We start from the raw sequence: 16,335 nt of genomic DNA on the forward strand, positions 1-16,335 counted from the left end.
TTGCAGAAAGATTGAATTACAGCATGAACAATACAGATTACATGATGAAGGGGTTTATATCAGATGAAAGCAAAACTAATGCTCATGCTGCTGGCAGTGACGCTGGTAGCAGCCGGATGCGGCAAAAAAGAAGAAACACCTGCGGCGGAAGGAAATAAGGAAAGTACTCAAGCCGGACAAGAAGTGACTTTGAAAGTAGCTACTTTGATTCCGCCAATGACGGATGTGCTGGATATTGTGAAACCATTGCTGAAAGAAGATGGCGTTAATCTGGAAGTTGTTGTACTTTCCGATAACGTTCAACCGAATACTGCACTGGCGAACAAAGAAGTAGACGCAAACTTCTTCCAGCACGTACCTTACATGAATCAGTACAATGAAGCAAATAACGCTAACTTGGTGGCTGTTCAACCGATCTACAATGCCATCTACGGAGCATATTCCAAAAAGGTTAAATCCATTGAAGAATTGCCTGAAGGTGCAACGGTAGCGATTGCCAACGATCCGTCCAACATTGGACGCTCGCTGGTGATGATGGAGCAGAACGGCCTGATCAAGCTGAAAGAAGGCGTCGGTTTTAATGCAACGCAAGCAGACATCACGGAAAACACGAAGAATTTCAAGTTCAAAGAAGTGGATCTGTTGATGCTCGCCCGTATGTTGGATGATGCGGATCTGGTTGCCATGACGCCAGCCTATGCGAGTCCGCTTGGACTTACACCGAAGAAGGATGCGCTGTTCACTGAGAAGGATGATTCCCATTTTGCCATTACCTTGGTTGCCCGGGAAGATAACAAGGATTCGGAAGCTATTCAGAAGCTGGCGAAGCGTATGGCTGGTCCAGAAGTGAAAGCCTTCTTTGAAGAGAAGTATGCAGATATTGCAATCCCGGCGTTTAAATAACATCCGTTAATCAGCAACTGAAATGATTGTACAGATAGGATTCAGGACAAACATGAAGACCCAGGCCTCATTGCCTGGGTCTTTTTTTGTTAACTTGTATTACGGAGTAAAGGAGAAGAGCAGCATCAGCTTTTGTCAGAGTCAGGTTCTACCTTTGGCTCCATGAGGCGGATCAATTTACGCTCGGTAGCAGTGTCCGTTGCAGGTGTGTAGATACTGCACCGCAAATCGGCATTTCCCTGAACCTGAAGTGAGGTAAGATCAAAAAGCATTTTGCCAGCTTTGGAATGTCTAAATTCAATCAACACGTCCGGGGCGCTGCTAACACTGCTTTGTTTCCAAAGGGGTTGAAAATCGGGATATCTGTCCATCATGTCATCCAAAAACAAGTTGTACCATTCATCATCGACATATTGACCATAATAAGCACGGAAAATAGCCAGGAATCCGCTGACAAAATCCTCCCAATTGACGGCCAGTCTTCGAAATTCTTTTCGTTCAAACAACAAACTGATCATGTTCCGCTGTTCAGCAGGAATCTGTTCAAAGTCCATAAACACATGCCGCGCTGCGTCATTCCAGCCCACAATGTGGCAGCGTCGGTCTGAGATGATTGTGGGACAATTGCGAAGTTCCTGCAATATTTTTTGCAAAGAGGGATGTATTTGGAGTGGCTTCTCATCCAGAATATGAAGTTCCGAATGGTAGTCCAGACCAAGGGAAAACAAATACTTCCGTTCATCCGCTGTCAGCCTGAGAGCTGAGGCGATGTTATCCAATACGGAATGAGATACCTGAATATCCCGGCCCTGTTCAAGCCAGGTGTACCATGTGGTGCTCACACCTGCCAATTGGGATACTTCTTCTCTTCTTAATCCAGGCGTTCTTCTCCGGGAGCCCGCGGGTAATCCGACAGATTCTGGCGAGATTTTGGAGCGCTGGTTTTTCAGAAAAGCGGACAGTGCCTGCAGCCTGACATCATGGTTCATTCCATCACCTCCGTTCCTGAGTTTATCATGGTAGTCATTATACTATTATAATTGACAACTTGTAATAGGATAATACGAATGGCAATATAAGTGCATAACTTAACTAAACAAGTATGGAAAGAGCACTAAAGGAGGATGCATTATGGAGCGTGTTGTTATTACAGGAATGGGGATTATCTCTCCTTTGGGGAATGATGTGCATACATTTTGGAATGGATTGGTGGAAGGCAAATCAGGAGTTTCGCCAATTGAAGCGTTTGATACAACGTCCTATAAAACGAAGATAGCAGGGGTGGTCCGTGATTTTGACGGAGAAGAACGGTTTGGACGGAAGGAAGCACGGCGTATGGACCGGTTCGTGCAATTTGCTGTTGCGGCAGCAGATCAGGCTTTATCTGACTCCGGTCTCGAGATGGAGCATGTGGACAGGGAGCGCGTTGGCGTGTATATCGGTTCCGGCATCGGCGGAATCCAGACCCTGATGGAACAAGGCAAACTCCTGTCTGAACGTGGGCCTGCAAGAGTCAGTCCAACACTGGTGCCCATGATGATATCCAATATGGCGGCGGCTATGGTGAGCATGAGATTTGGCTGTTGGGGACCTACTCTCTCGCCAGTGACAGCCTGTTCGATCGGCAACACCGCCATAGGTGAGGCTTTCCGGCTGATCCGTCACGGAGGAGCAGATGTGATTTTTGCTGGAGGGACGGAGGCAGCTGTTACCGAAGTATCACTGGCAAGCTTCGGCAATGCGACGGCGCTATCTACACGAAACGAAGCGTACGAAGGAGCGAGTCGACCATTTGATGCAGGCAGAGATGGTTTTGTCATGGCTGAGGGTGCCGGGGTCTTGGTTGTAGAGTCTTTGTCCCACGCCCTTGCGAGAGGTGCAAACATCCTTGCAGAGATCGTAGGTTATGGTGCCAGTTCAGACGCGTATCATATGGTAGCAACCCATCCCGAAGGACGTGGTGCATACTTGGCCATGAAAGCCGCTCTGGCGGATGCACAGCTTCAGCCGCAAGACATTGATGTCATTAATGCTCATGCTACCAGTACGGAAGCGGGTGATCTTTCCGAGACACGAGCAATCAAGCAGCTGTTTGGTGCGGAAGCCTATCATATTCCGGTAACAGCAAACAAATCGATGACCGGACATATGCTGGGGGCGGCTGGTGGTGCGGAAGCTATATCGCTCATTCAAAGCTTGCGTAACGGCATCATTCCACCGACAATCAATCAAGAGCAGAGCGATCCGGAATGTGATCTCGATTATGTCCCCAATGTTGCAAGAGAAGCTGACCTGAAGATCGGGATGTCTAACTCATTTGGCTTCGGTGGTCATAATGCGGTAATTATTTTGCAGAAATATCTATCGTAAACTTACAGAGAGCAGTGACTGCCCGAAGGCGCACTGTTCTCTTTTTATTTGCTGTGCGAAGACTGTTCCGGCTACGAAAGTGCAATAAAGGTCATTAGTTCGCTAGTTGCATGTAAACATGAGAAATGGCCCATGAATATGGTCGGGATATTCGTTAGAATATTCAATAGGGGCACATATGTACGTATATTTGAATGGATAACGAAATAGGCCGATGCTTAAGTTTGGCCCATTTTCCATGGTGGTATAGATATAAGGGCTGATAGAGGCTTCTTCTAACATAAAGCTATACATAGGAGGTTAAGCAGTGAACGTATGGATTACGGTGAAAAGTCTGGGTAAACGCAAGCCGGCACTTGCCAAACAAGCTGCCGAACTTCCGGAAACAACCGATACGCTGAGAAAGCTTATTAAGAACATGGTGGCTGAGCAGCTCAAGGCTCTTCAGGACAAGAAGAGTGAAGCGGAATGGCTTGCCTACCTGATGCCCGAAGACATTCAAGAGCAGGGAGCAGCAGGAAAAGTAGGCTTTGGCACGATCTATAACGAAGGGGTTCCCGATGTAGAAGGCGCCATTGATACAGCTGTAACCGCATATGAAGATGGGTTATTTAAGGTATTTCTTAATGATGAAGAGTTGCAGGCATTGGATGAGCCGTTGATGATACAGGAAGACGATAATGTGGTGTTTATCCGCTTTACAATGCTTGCCGGACGTATGTGGTAGAGAGTGATGAGGAGGAGAATGGAATGAATCAGGAAGATAAAGTTCAACAGTATCAACAAGAGTTGCAGGAAAAAGTGAAATCGCTGAAGGGTGTGGAGCAAGAACTCGCAGGCTATGTTGCAGAGATGGCTGGATTCACCTATTTGCGCGAAGACGAAAAGGCCTATTTGGATGCAGTGCAGCAATTGCAAGGTATGTCCGCTGAGACGAAAACGCCATTGTTCCGTCCATTGCTGGATGTGCTGGAGCAACTGGTCAGTGGATCCTTCCTGACTCGATTCCGTTACATTGCAGAACGTGCCGTGAATTTTCCTTATAGCAAACATTATGAGCGCAGACCATTTCGTACAACCGATCCCGAGCAGCATATTGGACAGGTTCTTCGTAAAATGATTGCCTTGTTCCGCATGGAGATGCATGGCTTCTCTCTGAACGAATATGTATCCATGCGGGAGTACAAGTTTGATTATCTTCATGAGATCAGAGCCGTTTTACCGGATTGTATTGCCTATGAACTGGATCATGAAACCGGTGATATGAAGCAGGCGCTGCATGATATCATCTATGGCGACAATCAGAATGCATTGCTGACCAATGAAATGATCAAGGGTATCTTCATGAGCAATCAGGTGGATGCTTATCAAATGGTTGGGGAATTGCTGGTAGCAGCCAGACTGCAGGAGGGGTTGCGCCAGAGCATTGTAGAACGGATGGATGAAGGAACGCTTGAGGCGTATATATACATATTAAAAATAATCATCGACAACAACCTGATTCGGTTCAGTTCAGTGGTGAGAGCGCTCGCCGTATGGACAGGTATTGGAATTGAAGCGGCGAATCAGCGTGTTGCTACGCAATTAATTACACAAGCGCATCAAGCATTGACTGATTCTGCGGTGCGAGAGGAATGGCAGCAAAGTGCCAATGCAAACCAATTATTCATTAGTCTTTGGGCAACCGCAGTCATCGAAGAGAATGAATTGGAGCGAAAAGTCATCCAAATCATGGATCACGGGCAAGTATATCAGCAGATTGTTGCACAATACGTACTTGCTAACAGTCAGAACAGAGGGCTGCGCTTAAACATGGCACGTCAGTATCTTGAAGTACAGGATCTGGAGTTGCTGCATTGGGTGATTGAGAATTATGATGCCATGTACATGTTTAACTGGAGCTTTGAAAATGGGGAGAATCAACGTAGTGTTCACGTCTGGCCCCTGCCTGTTTTTGGAGATAAAGCCGTGCGTCGTCGTGACTTTGATCTGTTTAAACAAATGCTGGCCTACATTCCGCAGGGAGGGACAGGTGGACCATCCGGTGTTCTTGAATTTGTTCAATATCGGATCGATCCGGATGATGTAGTGAAAAAAATGCTGTACCTTGCTGCATATGACATGGACCCGGAATGGATTGGCGAGGTCATTGCACTCAAGGACAAACTAAGCCCGGATTTGCGAGGAGAATTGTTGTCCCAATTTGTCCATCATCCCGAGAACGAAGTACAAAGACAGTTTATTTTTGACAGTCTGTCGGATAAGAGCATGAACAATCGTGAGAATGCTCTGCTCAAAGCCAAGCTGCTGACGCTGACGCTCGAAGAGATGCTGCAAATGGAGGCGTTGCTCAAACTGAAAACGGGATCTTTGCGTCAGAAGACCATTCAGGTGTTACTGCTTCAGCCAACCGATCAGCTTATGGTATCCCTGAAACGACTTGTACAATCCAAAACTGAATTGCAACGATTGGGTGCGCTGGAACTGTTGACCGAGATCTCCGCAGATTCACAACGCATGGAGCAGCAGGAGCAGATGCAGCCAATCATAGCGTTAATCAAGACACCAACAGCCAAGGAGCAGAAGCTGCTGGACAAGCTTACAGAGCAGAGCAGCAGGTATACGGCGGCTAATGGATTCGGTTTGTATGATCCTTCATGGGAAAATCCATTGCTTCAGGAAGAACGTGATCTCGGTAGCTTCAAGCCGAAGGACATGTTTACCCTTTCCCTGGAAAAAGCGAAGCAGTTTCTTGATGGTTTGGATGCGTTGTTACATGAGCACAGAGACCATGAATATGAGGCCGAATATTATGCCGGTTACAAAGAAACCTTGCTTGTAGGTGCGACATTGCGTGCCATGGTCTTCATTCCTTATGATCAGCGGCAAGATATAGCATTATTGGAGCAGTTCCCTCTCCATAACATATGGGGAGAATATGTTCAGAAGAGTGGTCTGGATAGTAAAGAACTGCTGCAAATTTTGTTTGTGATTCGTTTGGAGGATCTGAACAAGAAGCTGGATAGTTATTACCGTTACTATTCCAACATATACGAATATAGTGAATTGGAGAAACACTGGCTGCTGGAAGGATGGCGCAAGGAATTTGCCGAAGAGGTCTATTCGGTTCAGTATATCCAGGACATGAAAAAGATGGTCAGTGAGCTTCGTTACACAGATCAGGTGAAAACGCTGATTGAGGCCGTTTATGAGGACAGTGATAAGTCAGATACATTTGAAATCGCTGAGCGGACATTGTATGCGCTGATGAAAATGATGCCTGAGGAACAAATGGAAAAGGAATCGGGCATACTTGCTCTCTTGTCTGGTCCATGGTTCTATATTGTCCGGGATCGTGTATATGACGATGAGAGTTTCATGCGATACTTCCAGACGATAAGCCAATTCGACCGATTAAATAAGGAAAGTAACCGAGGCTCCTTCCTCACTCTGGACGATTACCTGCGTGCTTATGAATTGGACTTCATTGATGCACAGGAAGTCTACAAGCAGCTGCTTGTGGGAGATTCTCGTGCCCAGTTTATTCGGGAATTGACATCAAGCCGGTCCGACTGGATTACGGAGAAACCGGTATTGGCAGAACTGCGAAGAACAGTTGTTGAACGAATTTTGGAGATTGAGTTAACCCGAGGAGAGCTCTCAACAGAAGTAAGTACGCTGGCCATGAAGCTTGAACGCATTGAAGGTATGGAGCATTGGGTGCATCTCGTTGCAGCCATGGATCAGGATACCTTTGTCCGTGGATATATCTACAGCTACGGTGACAATACGACACGTAAAGAAACGTTCAGCCATCTGATCCAGGTTTGCCATCCACGTGATGGAGAGGACGAAGTACTGTTGGGACAATTGCTGGCGAAGCATCCCATCCAGGAGAAGAAGCTCCTGGAAGCCGCAATGTACGCACCGCAATGGATGGAGATTGTTGCGAAGCATCTCGGATGGGAAGGACTGCGCAGTGCAGCCTGGTACTTCCATGCTCATATCAATGAACGGTTCACTGCTGAAAAGGAAACCATTGTGGCGCATTATTCTCCAATTTCACCTCAGGACTTTAACGAAGGTGCGTTTGATATCGCCTGGTTCGAGGAGGCATATGAAGCCGTCGGTGAGGAACGGTTCAGTCTGTTGTACGATTGTGCCAAATATATCTCTGGGGGAGCCAATCATCGCAGATCACAGTTGTTCGCGGATGCGGCACTTGGGAAGCTGAAGCTTGAAGATATGCGTCAGTCCGTGGAAGATAAGCGTAATAAAGATCATTTGTTGACCTACAGCCTGATTCCATTTGCAGAAGAACGGGAACAGGACCTGCGTGAGCGGTACGACTTCATTCAGAAGTTTCTGATGCAGAGCAAACAGTTTGGTGCACAGCGCCGTGCCAGTGAAGGTCTGGTATCCCAGATAGCGCTGGGTAACCTTGCCCGTAATGCAGGATATGCCGATGTTACCCGGCTGATGTGGGATATGGAAGCTCGCAAGCTGGATGAGATGAGATCCTATTTTGAGCCGCATGAACTGGATGAGGCTACTACAGCCCAATTGGTCATTGATGAAGAAGGCCAGCCGGAACTGCTCATCCTAAGCAAAGGGAAAACACTCAAATCTGTACCTGCTCGGTTCAAGAAAGATGGATACATCACCGAATTGAAGGAATTAAAAACAGATCTGGTTGATCAGTATCGCCGGGCAAGACAGGAATTGGAGCGTTCCATGACGGCAGGAACATCCTTTACGAGTGAGGAAGTTTCAAGCCTGCTGCAGAATCCGGTTCTTCGTCCACTGGTTCGCACGCTTGTGTTCCAAGCAGATGACAAGCTTGGAAGATTCGACGTAACGTCCGGTGGGTTGGTTACTCCAGCTTCGGATGATTCGACAAGCACGATACAAACCTTGGCGGCACATGATCGCCTACTGATTGCGCATCCATTGCATCTGTTCCAGAGTGGAAGCTGGAGTGAATTCCAAAGGGATCTGTTCAACCGTCAGGAACGTCAGCCATTCAAGCAGGTATTCCGTGAACTCTATCTTCCAAATGAGGATGAGCTGGCTAATGGAACGGTATCCCGTAGGTATGCAGGTTATCAGATTCAGCCGAAAAAAGCAGTTGCTCTGCTTAAAGGACGTCAATGGACCGTCAGCTATGAGGAAGGACTGCAAAAGGTAAGCTATGAACATAATCTGATTGCCAATCTCTATGCTATGGCAGACTGGTTCTCACCCGCAGATACAGAAGCGCCTACCCTGGAGACGGTGCAGTTCTATGATCGAAAAACTTATAAACCTGTCGCGTTAAAAGATGTACCGCCAGTCTTCTTCTCAGAGGTCATGCGTGACATTGATTTGGTGGTTAGCGTTGCGCATGTTGGCGGAGTAGATCCGGAAGCCAGCTTGACCACGATTGAGATGCGTCATGTGATTGTGAATGAGTCACTGCGTCTGTTGAAGGTCGATAACGTACGGCTCGATGGAAATTACGCTCGAATTGATGGTGAACTGGGCGAGTATGCCGTTCATCTTGGCAGCGGCAATGTGTTCAAACAGGCGACAGGCGCGCTTCATATCGTACCTGTGCACAGTCAGCATCGAGGTAGGATCTTCTTGCCATTCCTTGATGAAGATCCGAGAACGGCTGAGATTTTATCGAAAGTAATGTTATTGGCTGAAGACAAGAAGATCAAGGATCCGCAAATCCTTGCACAATTGCAGCAATGATTAGCAATGTTGAAATGATGCCGTAGCAAGTGGCATTAGTTGACGAAGCAGAATGAACCTATCGAATATCAGGCAGCTGAAGCACCGGTCCAAGGTGTCTTGGGCTGTCTTTTACTTTCTGTTTTTTGGTAAGGAATCAGCAGTGAGTTGACTCAAGATTGGCAATGGTGGGTACAGATTGAGTGTTGGGCATGGTAAAATATGCGTAGAATGATATAAAAATTGATGTATTAACCAAATCCAATCGCAGGATCGGATGGTTACATAATCGTTATATGGAAAAGGAAAAGGAGAATACATTGGACATGTTAATCGCTTCATATCGTGAACAGGATCATGACAAGTTGGTCGAGATTTGGGAGAGGGCCGTTCGGGCAACACACACGTTTTTGGAAGAACATCACATCCAGTTTTATAAAAAAGTAGTGAGCGATGTGTTGCAGCAAAGACAAGTTGAGGTATGGGAAGCGCTGAATGCTGACAATGAACCTGTCGGTTTTATCGGTTTGGATGATAACTTTATTGAGATGTTGTTTGTAGATGTCAGTCAGCACGGACAGGGTCTGGGACGTCTTCTGATCAACCATACCCTTAACATCAAAGGCCGTCACCTCAAGGTGGATGTCAATGAGCAGAATGCTGGAGCGGCCCAATTCTACGAGAAAATGGGATTTGTACAAATTGGTCGTTCTGAGTTGGATGGTTCCGGTAATCCGTTTCCGCTGCTGCATCTGGAGATTAAGGCAGATCAGGCTGCAAGATAATCATCGGTGGACCACGAAACAGGAGGAATATGACGAAGAGGAGTGTGCAGGATGACACAGATTAAGGTAACACCGGAACAACTGGATACAGTTAGTGGGCAATTCGCCCAGGCACATCAGCAATTGTCGGGGTTCATGTCCACATTGGATAGCCAGATCCGTGTCATGCGCAGCAATTGGGACGGAATGGAGCGGGAACGCTTTTATAACGATTATGCAACGGCTCAAGGTACAATGAAGTCTGTCCTTGAGCTGGTCTTGTCCATTCAGTCGGAACTCAAGAAAATTGCTGAGCGTTTCCGCACCACAGATGAAGATGTTGTGAACAAGGCTCTTATGGTGGCTTTGGCTGCGGCACAGACTCTTACGTCCCTCGGTAAACATAAAGGTGATGGCCCGGGCAAAACGTCAGGTCCTCCGGAGAATATGGAGGATTGGGATAAGAAGGACGCCGAGGATTACAAAAACTATGAGGAAATGTTAAAGAAAGCCGAGGAGATGGGTGACGAGAAACTTGCGCAGCAGCTTCAGGCCAGCATGAATGTTATTCGGCTTCAATATGAGGACGAAATCTACCAGATTGATCCGAACACGGGCAAGACGGTGAAGATTACCGAGGATTCGATTGTAGGTACGTATCAGGTTAAAAGCGACAAGGGTGAAACGACCAGCATCAGCTTGGATAAACAGGGTAACGTCGTGGATTACAACAAGGATACGAAAAAATACGAGTATTGGGAACAAACCCATACGACCAGTCAAGGGGAGCATCTCTTTGGCAAAGGAGCACAAACGGCTACAGCTTATGGAATCGGCCTGCTGTTGACCAGCAAAAGCGGATCTGCCTTTACAGAACATGCGACAGGGCTCGGTTCCTCCTTTGTTGCGGACAAGTTCCTGTTCTCCGTGCCGGAAGAAGGCGAGACACGTACGATGATTTACCGAACCAACAAGGATACGGGCAAAATCGAGAATATGATCGTGGTCACGCGTGGCGACAACGATATTGAATATATTCCGTGGCGTGAGTATAACTAAGCCACGGAGCAAGCCTTGTAGCCTCCATTCGGATACAAGGCAGATATAACCGAGGGCAGGCACATAGTGAGCCTGCCCATAAACAAACACCCGCACAACCTTCATCACAGGATCGAAAGGTTGCGCGGGTGTTTGTGGTCTGGCTTACCGTCCAGCCAAGGTCAGGTGACCGGGTAGTAAGGAGGATTTTTTTTCAAAAAATTAGTGTGTCTCTTCGTCCAGAAACGGTTTGTTCACCGCATAATACATGAAACCCATCAGCAGCACGCCGCCCACTAGATTGCCGAGTGTCACCGGAATCAGGTTGTGAATAACCCCGCCGAATGAGATCGTCCCTGGATGGTTCAGTACCAGCGCAATCGCAAACGTACACATATTGGCGACGCTGTGCTCATATCCCGAGATGAAGAAACAGAAAACAAAGAGCATCATGGCGAACATTTTTGCACCATTCTCCTTCATGAACATTGGCACAAAGAACGCCAGACATACGAGCCAGTTACACAGAATGCCCCGGAAGAAGAGCTGCATGGCTGGTGCCTCCATCTTGTGCTCTACGACACTCAGCAGAAAACCATTCACCTGAGATGAATCGAACAGACCCGTCAGGTAGATTAACAAGGCAAATACCGCCGCACCCATCAGATTTCCACTGTAACTTGCAATCCACAGCTTCACCACTTCGAACCATTTCAGTTTCTTGCGTAAGGCTGCATAGGTGTAATAGAACGTATTTCCTGTGAACAAATCACCGCCACCATAGGCGATCAGAATAATTGCCGCGCCGAACGTGAGGGCCGCCATAGGGTATGTAAAAGGGGAATCCTCCATATAAAAGAAGTTACCCGTCTTGAACGCCACGATGACGCCAAACCCGATAAACATGCTGGCGAGCATGGAGCGTGCAAGGTACCTGATCAAGCTTTGTTTGTAAATCTTGTGTTTCTTCAGCGCCAGCTTCTCTACGTTGCGTAAACCTTCCGTTTCCATAATTCGCCTCCTGTCTTCCTGATGTCTTGTTTACATTATAACGAAAATATGGAAGTTGGGGAGAGAGGGCCTGAATTTGTGATGTTTATTTAATAGGACATGGGCTAAGGACTGGGCGGAAGAATGATTGGACGAGCAGACAGCGCCTCTTCCACAATCTGTTCGGGTGTCAGGTCTCGATTATCCCAGAAAATCAGATTACTGATCTCAGCATAAGGCATCTGTTGCTGTAGCTCGTTTAGCATCTCATCCAGTTCATTTTCTGTTCCTTCGGCATTCATCAACTTTCGAACTAATTCTACCAAGTGCAAATGGTTGGACATGTCGATACCTCCTGAATGATTCATAGAGTAAATAATTTAGTCTTTCATGGGTTGATCCAATGGATCATACGTAACGATCACCGGTAAAAATTCGGGCTCTAGCATCAGGCTTATGAGTTGCTCGTCTTGATTAGCATAAGAAATGAAATAGCTTCCAAAATGAGATTCAAAGATGAAATCCCTGTATTGATAGGAGCGTTCCGGATACTTTATGTTCAAATATAGCGTAGTTATCCCTCGAGCAAAGGTTGCTTTCAACATAGGAATTTGGGACAAAAGTATAATTGCGACCAGAACAATGGCTGTACGTTTAGCGAGACGGGTCAGATGGATTCCTCCATTATCTTAAAATGATTTGTACCAATTAATGAAGGTCCATCTAAAGGAAGGTCCATCTAAAGGAAGGTCCATCTAAACCAGATGTCACTCCACGAGTATAGCAAGATTGCCAAACTGCTCTCCCTTTTCCATACGTTCGAAAGCTTTCGCTGTGTCCTGTAGTGGATATATGCTATCGATCACAGGATGTAAATTATGTTCTTCCACCCATTGCAGCATCTGGACAAACTCTTCACGGCTGCCCATGGAGGTGCCAATCAGGCTAACTTGCGGGAAAAAGATGGAGCGGATTGGAACATTCAGATCATCTCCCGAGCTTGCGCCATACATCACGATACGACCACCTGGTCTGATTATATCAAAATATTTGGGGAACATGGCTTGTCCGATGCTATCCAAGATGAAATCAACAGGATCAAGATCGTTCTGCAGACTCCAGTCTGCATGACTGTCCAGAGCTTGGAAAGCGCCCAGACGCAGAGCCTCATGTCTCTTGGCTTCTCTTCTGGATGTAACGGTTACCTTGGCACCAGCAGTTACGGCCATGAGCAGGGCATAGGTCGCTACACCGCCGCCAATACCGGGAATAAGGATATGTTCACCCTGCTTAAGTCCGCCACGAGTGAATAAGGCGCGGTATGCTGTCAAAGCCGAAAGGGACAACACTCCTGCTTCCGCCCAGGATAGATGAGAGGGTTTGGGCAAGGCATTTCTAGCAGGCAGCATAATATATTGTGCGAGAGTTCCATCCATAGGGCCTCCTACAATATCGGGCACAATGGGCACGTCTACTGCGTGGTTCCAACCGAGAGTAGGGTGGATAATGACCTCATCACCTACGGATAAGTCCTTTACACCTTCTCCAATCGCTATGATTACACCTGCTCCATCGGAACCAAGAATGAGTGGTGAGTCTTGGAATGTACGTCCTGCCATGATGAACAGATCACGATGATTAATTCCAGCAGATTTCAGTTGGATCTGTACTTCCCCGGCTTCCGGTGCCCGAGATGTTGACTCTGTATATTGAAGACCTTCAAGTCCGCTCTGGCCGGAGTGTATAACAGCTTTCATTTACAAAATTCCTCCTTGTGTATATAAAAACTTCACTACTGAGCCTCATTGTACAGATGGGGCAGATTCACGTAAAATGAACAAAAATGAATGTCAGTATCAATTCAGATAATAGATAACAAGCAGGTGATCAGGGCATGGATGCAGGAGATTTAAAAGTATTTCAGGCGGTTGCCCGCGAAGGCAGTATCAGCAAAGCAGCATTAGCGCTGAATTATGTGCAATCTAATGTAACAACACGAATTAAACAGTTGGAAGATCAGCTGCAAGTACCACTGTTTTATCGCTCCAACCGAGGCATGTCGCTCACACCAGCGGGTGAGAATTTGCTGGGATATGCGGATAAAATATTACATTTATTATATGAAGCGGAGCAGGCAACGCAGATCGGAAATCCACCTGCAGGGATGCTTCGTCTTGGTGCGATTGAGACCGCTGCCTCCAGTTATCTGACGCCGCTGCTCGCTGAATATCGTTTATGTTACCCCGAGGTTCAGCATTCGTTAATTACAGGGGGGACACATGAACTCAATCAGAAGGTCATTCAACATGAGCTGCATGGAGCTTTGGTATATGGCCCGATCGACCACCCTGAGCTGAACTATATGAAAGTGTACGACGAAGAGTTGGTACTGATTGCAGAACCCGGAACCTATGAAATGCATGCTCTATTGTGCAAACCGATGTTGTTTTTTGAAGTAGGCTGTACCCATCGCGCGCAGGCAGAAGCCTTTTTGAAAGATCAAGGCGTGCACACCCTCAACGTTACGGAATATGGAACACTGGACACCATTATGAATGGCGTATCTGCGGGAATAGGTGTGTCATTGCTCCCACGATCCTCGGTTACGAAAGCCGAAAGGAGAGGTGAGGTTACAGTGTTATCTTTGCCTGATCCATATCGCAGGTTGGAAGTAGGATTTGTGCATTCCAGGAGTGAGCATCAATACGGAGCGCTGGGTGCACTGGTGCAGATGGTAACGAACCAAAAAACCAGAACAACAAAGGAGTAAATAACCTTGAAGAATACAGAGTTAACATTAGCGGAAGCTTTTAATCAGGCAGAGTTTATTATAGGCGGTCACGGAAGTCGTAAAGTCAAAGTACTTCAGGAAGCGCTGGAGCAGGTGGATGGGGAACAATATAGTGATCATTATGGCAACGGTAAAATCATTGATCAATTCCAGCAGCAGATGGCTGACGTTCTGGGCAAGGAATCGGCTGTATTTTTCCCCAGTGGTACGATGGCACAGCAAATCGCCTTACGTATCTGGTGTGACCGCAAAGGCATCAAGCGGGTAGCTTATCATCCTTTATCTCATCTGGAAATCCATGAGGAAGACGGACTGAAAGAGTTACATCAGATTGAATCCATTTTGCTGGCGGATGAGAACCGACTGATTCGATTGGAAGATGTAGAGGGGATGAATGAGGAAATTTCCTGCCTACTGCTTGAACTGCCACAACGCGAGATTGGTGGACAATTGCCTGCCTATGAAGAGTTGGAGGCGATCTCAGCCTATTGCCGTGAACGTGGAATCAAGCTTCATCTGGATGGGGCACGTTTGTTCGAAATCACGCCTTATTATCAGAAGACACCCGCCGAGATTTGCAGTCTGTTCGATAGTGTCTACGTGTCTTTTTACAAAGGCATTGGAGGAATTGCTGGGGCTATATTGGCAGGAGATACGGATGTTATGCAAGAATCGAAAATATGGAAGCGTCGGCACGGCGGCGATCTGATTGGCCTATATCCGTATATTCTTAGTTCTCAATATTATTTCAATGAACGAATTGGCAAAATGGGGCTTTATTATGAGCAGGCCAAGGAACTCGCCTCCATGTTGAATGCGTGCCATGGTATACGTACATTGCCAGAAGTACCCGTCTCCAATATGTTTCACGTACATATTCCCTTGGCCCAAGCCGAGGCGGAGCGTATTCTGGCATCCATGACTCAGCAATTCGGGTTGGGGATTACTTCATACTTGCAGCAGACCAGTGCTCATAGTTGTGCCTTTGAATTGTCAACGGGGGATCGATATCAGAATGTACCCAAGGACAAGCTGCATTCAGCGCTACAATGGCTGGATGGAGAACTACGGAAACATGTGAACTAAAATAAAGCTATGCTTATTCTGCCTTATCCACTTGCTGGATAGGGCATTTTTGTTGCAGGAAAAGAAGGATAGCTGACGAAAGGTACTTTAATGCAGCAATAACAGCAATAATGCAGCTTCTGGTATCATCGCGTCGTTAATAGTGAACATATTCGTGGACCACAATTTCATTGATTTTCATTTATAGAGGAGGAGTTCAAGTGGAGTCGATAGGTTTGGAACCCATTCGTGATCTTTTGGTTGAAGCTTACAATACAACAATGGGAGAAGGGTGTACTCCTGAAACGCAACAGAGCATTGAGGATTTTGAGCAAAACTATAACGTGAAATTGCCCGCAGTGTATCGTGAGCTCTTGCTTGAATTTGGTGCATGCAACTTCGGCGATCCTGCCTTGTATTCGGTGAAAGAATTGAATTGGGCATATCCCGAGTTCCTGGAAGTATACCGTGAATATGAGAAGGAATACGAGTTGCCCGCTGAGCTGCAACCATTTCCAATTGGTGGGTTTGGCGAAGGAAGCATTGCTATACTGGATCAAAATTCTGGCAAGGTTCTGATGTTAATCCACGATGCGGGAGAACTACCTCTTCGTGAGATAGCCGTGGACTTTAATGAATTAATGACGATGCTGGCTGAATCAGCCGTTTGGGTTCAGGAACAGATGAAGTAAGAGGTCA

13 protein-coding genes are annotated in these 16,335 nt (G+C 46.8%); 9 read left to right on the plus strand and 4 right to left on the minus strand.

What is annotated here, in order from left to right; genetic code table 11:
- Nucleotides 1–63: 63 nt before the first annotated feature.
- Nucleotides 64–903 carry a MetQ/NlpA family ABC transporter substrate-binding protein gene (locus HP548_RS27845; RefSeq protein ID WP_175383454.1) on the plus strand — a complete coding sequence of 280 codons (840 nt, stop codon included), beginning with the start codon at nt 64–66 and terminating at the stop codon, nt 901–903.
- A 125-nt stretch (nt 904–1,028) separates the two neighbouring features.
- Here the strand turns inward: HP548_RS27845 and HP548_RS27850 are convergent, their stop codons facing one another.
- The gene (locus HP548_RS27850) at nt 1,029–1,892 is read right to left on the minus strand and encodes a helix-turn-helix transcriptional regulator (RefSeq protein ID WP_099855384.1); all 864 of its coding nucleotides are present in this window, start codon (nt 1,890–1,892) and stop codon (nt 1,029–1,031) included.
- A 142-nt stretch (nt 1,893–2,034) separates the two neighbouring features.
- Here HP548_RS27850 and fabF point away from each other — a divergent pair, with 142 nt between their 5' ends.
- The 5 genes from fabF (at nt 2,035) to HP548_RS27875 (ending at nt 10,811) form a co-directional block, all read left to right on the plus strand.
- A complete protein-coding gene (gene fabF, locus HP548_RS27855; RefSeq protein ID WP_175383455.1) occupies nt 2,035–3,273 on the plus strand; it encodes a beta-ketoacyl-ACP synthase II in 1,239 nt (412 codons plus the stop codon).
- A gap of 307 nt (nt 3,274–3,580) precedes the next feature.
- Entirely contained in the window at nt 3,581–4,000 is a 420-nt protein-coding gene (locus tag HP548_RS27860; RefSeq protein WP_175383456.1) for a hypothetical protein, read from the plus strand.
- Between the two features lie 23 nt (nt 4,001–4,023).
- Nucleotides 4,024–9,009 carry a DUF4132 domain-containing protein gene (locus HP548_RS27865; protein WP_175383457.1) on the plus strand — a complete coding sequence of 1,662 codons (4,986 nt, stop codon included), beginning with the start codon at nt 4,024–4,026 and terminating at the stop codon, nt 9,007–9,009.
- 305 nt (nt 9,010–9,314) lie between these two features.
- On the plus strand, nt 9,315–9,773 hold the full coding sequence (locus HP548_RS27870) for an acetyltransferase (protein WP_409347682.1): 459 nt from the start codon (nt 9,315–9,317) through the stop codon (nt 9,771–9,773).
- A 51-nt stretch (nt 9,774–9,824) separates the two neighbouring features.
- Nucleotides 9,825–10,811: a WXG100 family type VII secretion target gene (locus HP548_RS27875; protein ID WP_099855393.1), complete on the plus strand. Its 987-nt coding sequence runs from the start codon at nt 9,825–9,827 to the stop codon at nt 10,809–10,811.
- A gap of 201 nt (nt 10,812–11,012) precedes the next feature.
- Here HP548_RS27875 and HP548_RS27880 read toward each other — a convergent pair whose 3' ends face one another.
- The 3 genes from HP548_RS27880 to HP548_RS27890 form a co-directional block, all read right to left on the minus strand.
- On the minus strand, nt 11,013–11,801 hold the full coding sequence (locus HP548_RS27880) for a formate/nitrite transporter family protein (protein ID WP_053784134.1): 789 nt from the start codon (nt 11,799–11,801) through the stop codon (nt 11,013–11,015).
- 104 nt (nt 11,802–11,905) lie between these two features.
- A complete protein-coding gene (locus HP548_RS27885; protein ID WP_246318253.1) occupies nt 11,906–12,124 on the minus strand; it encodes a hypothetical protein in 219 nt (72 codons plus the stop codon).
- Between the two features lie 423 nt (nt 12,125–12,547).
- Nucleotides 12,548–13,537 (minus strand): quinone oxidoreductase family protein, encoded by a 990-nt coding sequence (locus tag HP548_RS27890; RefSeq protein WP_175383459.1) that lies wholly within the window; start codon nt 13,535–13,537, stop codon nt 12,548–12,550.
- Nucleotides 13,538–13,674: 137 nt separating this feature from the next.
- Between HP548_RS27890 and HP548_RS27895 the strand changes: the two genes are divergently transcribed.
- The 3 genes from HP548_RS27895 to HP548_RS27905 all read left to right on the plus strand — a co-directional run bounded on the left by HP548_RS27895 (nt 13,675) and on the right by HP548_RS27905 (nt 16,328).
- Nucleotides 13,675–14,550: a LysR family transcriptional regulator gene (locus tag HP548_RS27895; protein WP_175383460.1), complete on the plus strand. Its 876-nt coding sequence runs from the start codon at nt 13,675–13,677 to the stop codon at nt 14,548–14,550.
- 6 nt (nt 14,551–14,556) lie between these two features.
- Nucleotides 14,557–15,657, plus strand: coding sequence for a threonine aldolase family protein (locus HP548_RS27900; RefSeq protein WP_175383461.1), 1,101 nt, complete (start codon nt 14,557–14,559; stop codon nt 15,655–15,657).
- Between the two features lie 200 nt (nt 15,658–15,857).
- Nucleotides 15,858–16,328 (plus strand): SMI1/KNR4 family protein, encoded by a 471-nt coding sequence (locus tag HP548_RS27905; protein WP_175383462.1) that lies wholly within the window; start codon nt 15,858–15,860, stop codon nt 16,326–16,328.
- The last annotated feature ends 7 nt before the right edge of the window (nt 16,329–16,335 follow it).

Source organism: Paenibacillus taichungensis, from assembly GCF_013359905.1.
In the GTDB taxonomy this organism is placed as follows: Bacteria; Bacillota; Bacilli; order Paenibacillales; family Paenibacillaceae; genus Paenibacillus; species Paenibacillus taichungensis.

Coding starts and splice junctions, on each gene's coding strand:
- HP548_RS27870 (WP_409347682.1), top strand. CDS start 9,315: ATGTTAATCGCTTCATATCGTGAACAGGATCATGACAAGTTGGTCGAG.
- HP548_RS27865 (WP_175383457.1), top strand. CDS start 4,024: ATGAATCAGGAAGATAAAGTTCAACAGTATCAACAAGAGTTGCAGGAA.
- HP548_RS27895 (WP_175383460.1), top strand. CDS start 13,675: ATGGATGCAGGAGATTTAAAAGTATTTCAGGCGGTTGCCCGCGAAGGC.
- HP548_RS27890 (WP_175383459.1), bottom strand. CDS start 13,537: ATGAAAGCTGTTATACACTCCGGCCAGAGCGGACTTGAAGGTCTTCAA.
- fabF (WP_175383455.1), top strand. CDS start 2,035: ATGGAGCGTGTTGTTATTACAGGAATGGGGATTATCTCTCCTTTGGGG.
- HP548_RS27885 (WP_246318253.1), bottom strand. CDS start 12,124: ATGTCCAACCATTTGCACTTGGTAGAATTAGTTCGAAAGTTGATGAAT.
- HP548_RS27845 (WP_175383454.1), top strand. CDS start 64: ATGAAAGCAAAACTAATGCTCATGCTGCTGGCAGTGACGCTGGTAGCA.
- HP548_RS27850 (WP_099855384.1), bottom strand. CDS start 1,892: ATGAACCATGATGTCAGGCTGCAGGCACTGTCCGCTTTTCTGAAAAAC.
- HP548_RS27880 (WP_053784134.1), bottom strand. CDS start 11,801: ATGGAAACGGAAGGTTTACGCAACGTAGAGAAGCTGGCGCTGAAGAAA.
- HP548_RS27875 (WP_099855393.1), top strand. CDS start 9,825: ATGACACAGATTAAGGTAACACCGGAACAACTGGATACAGTTAGTGGG.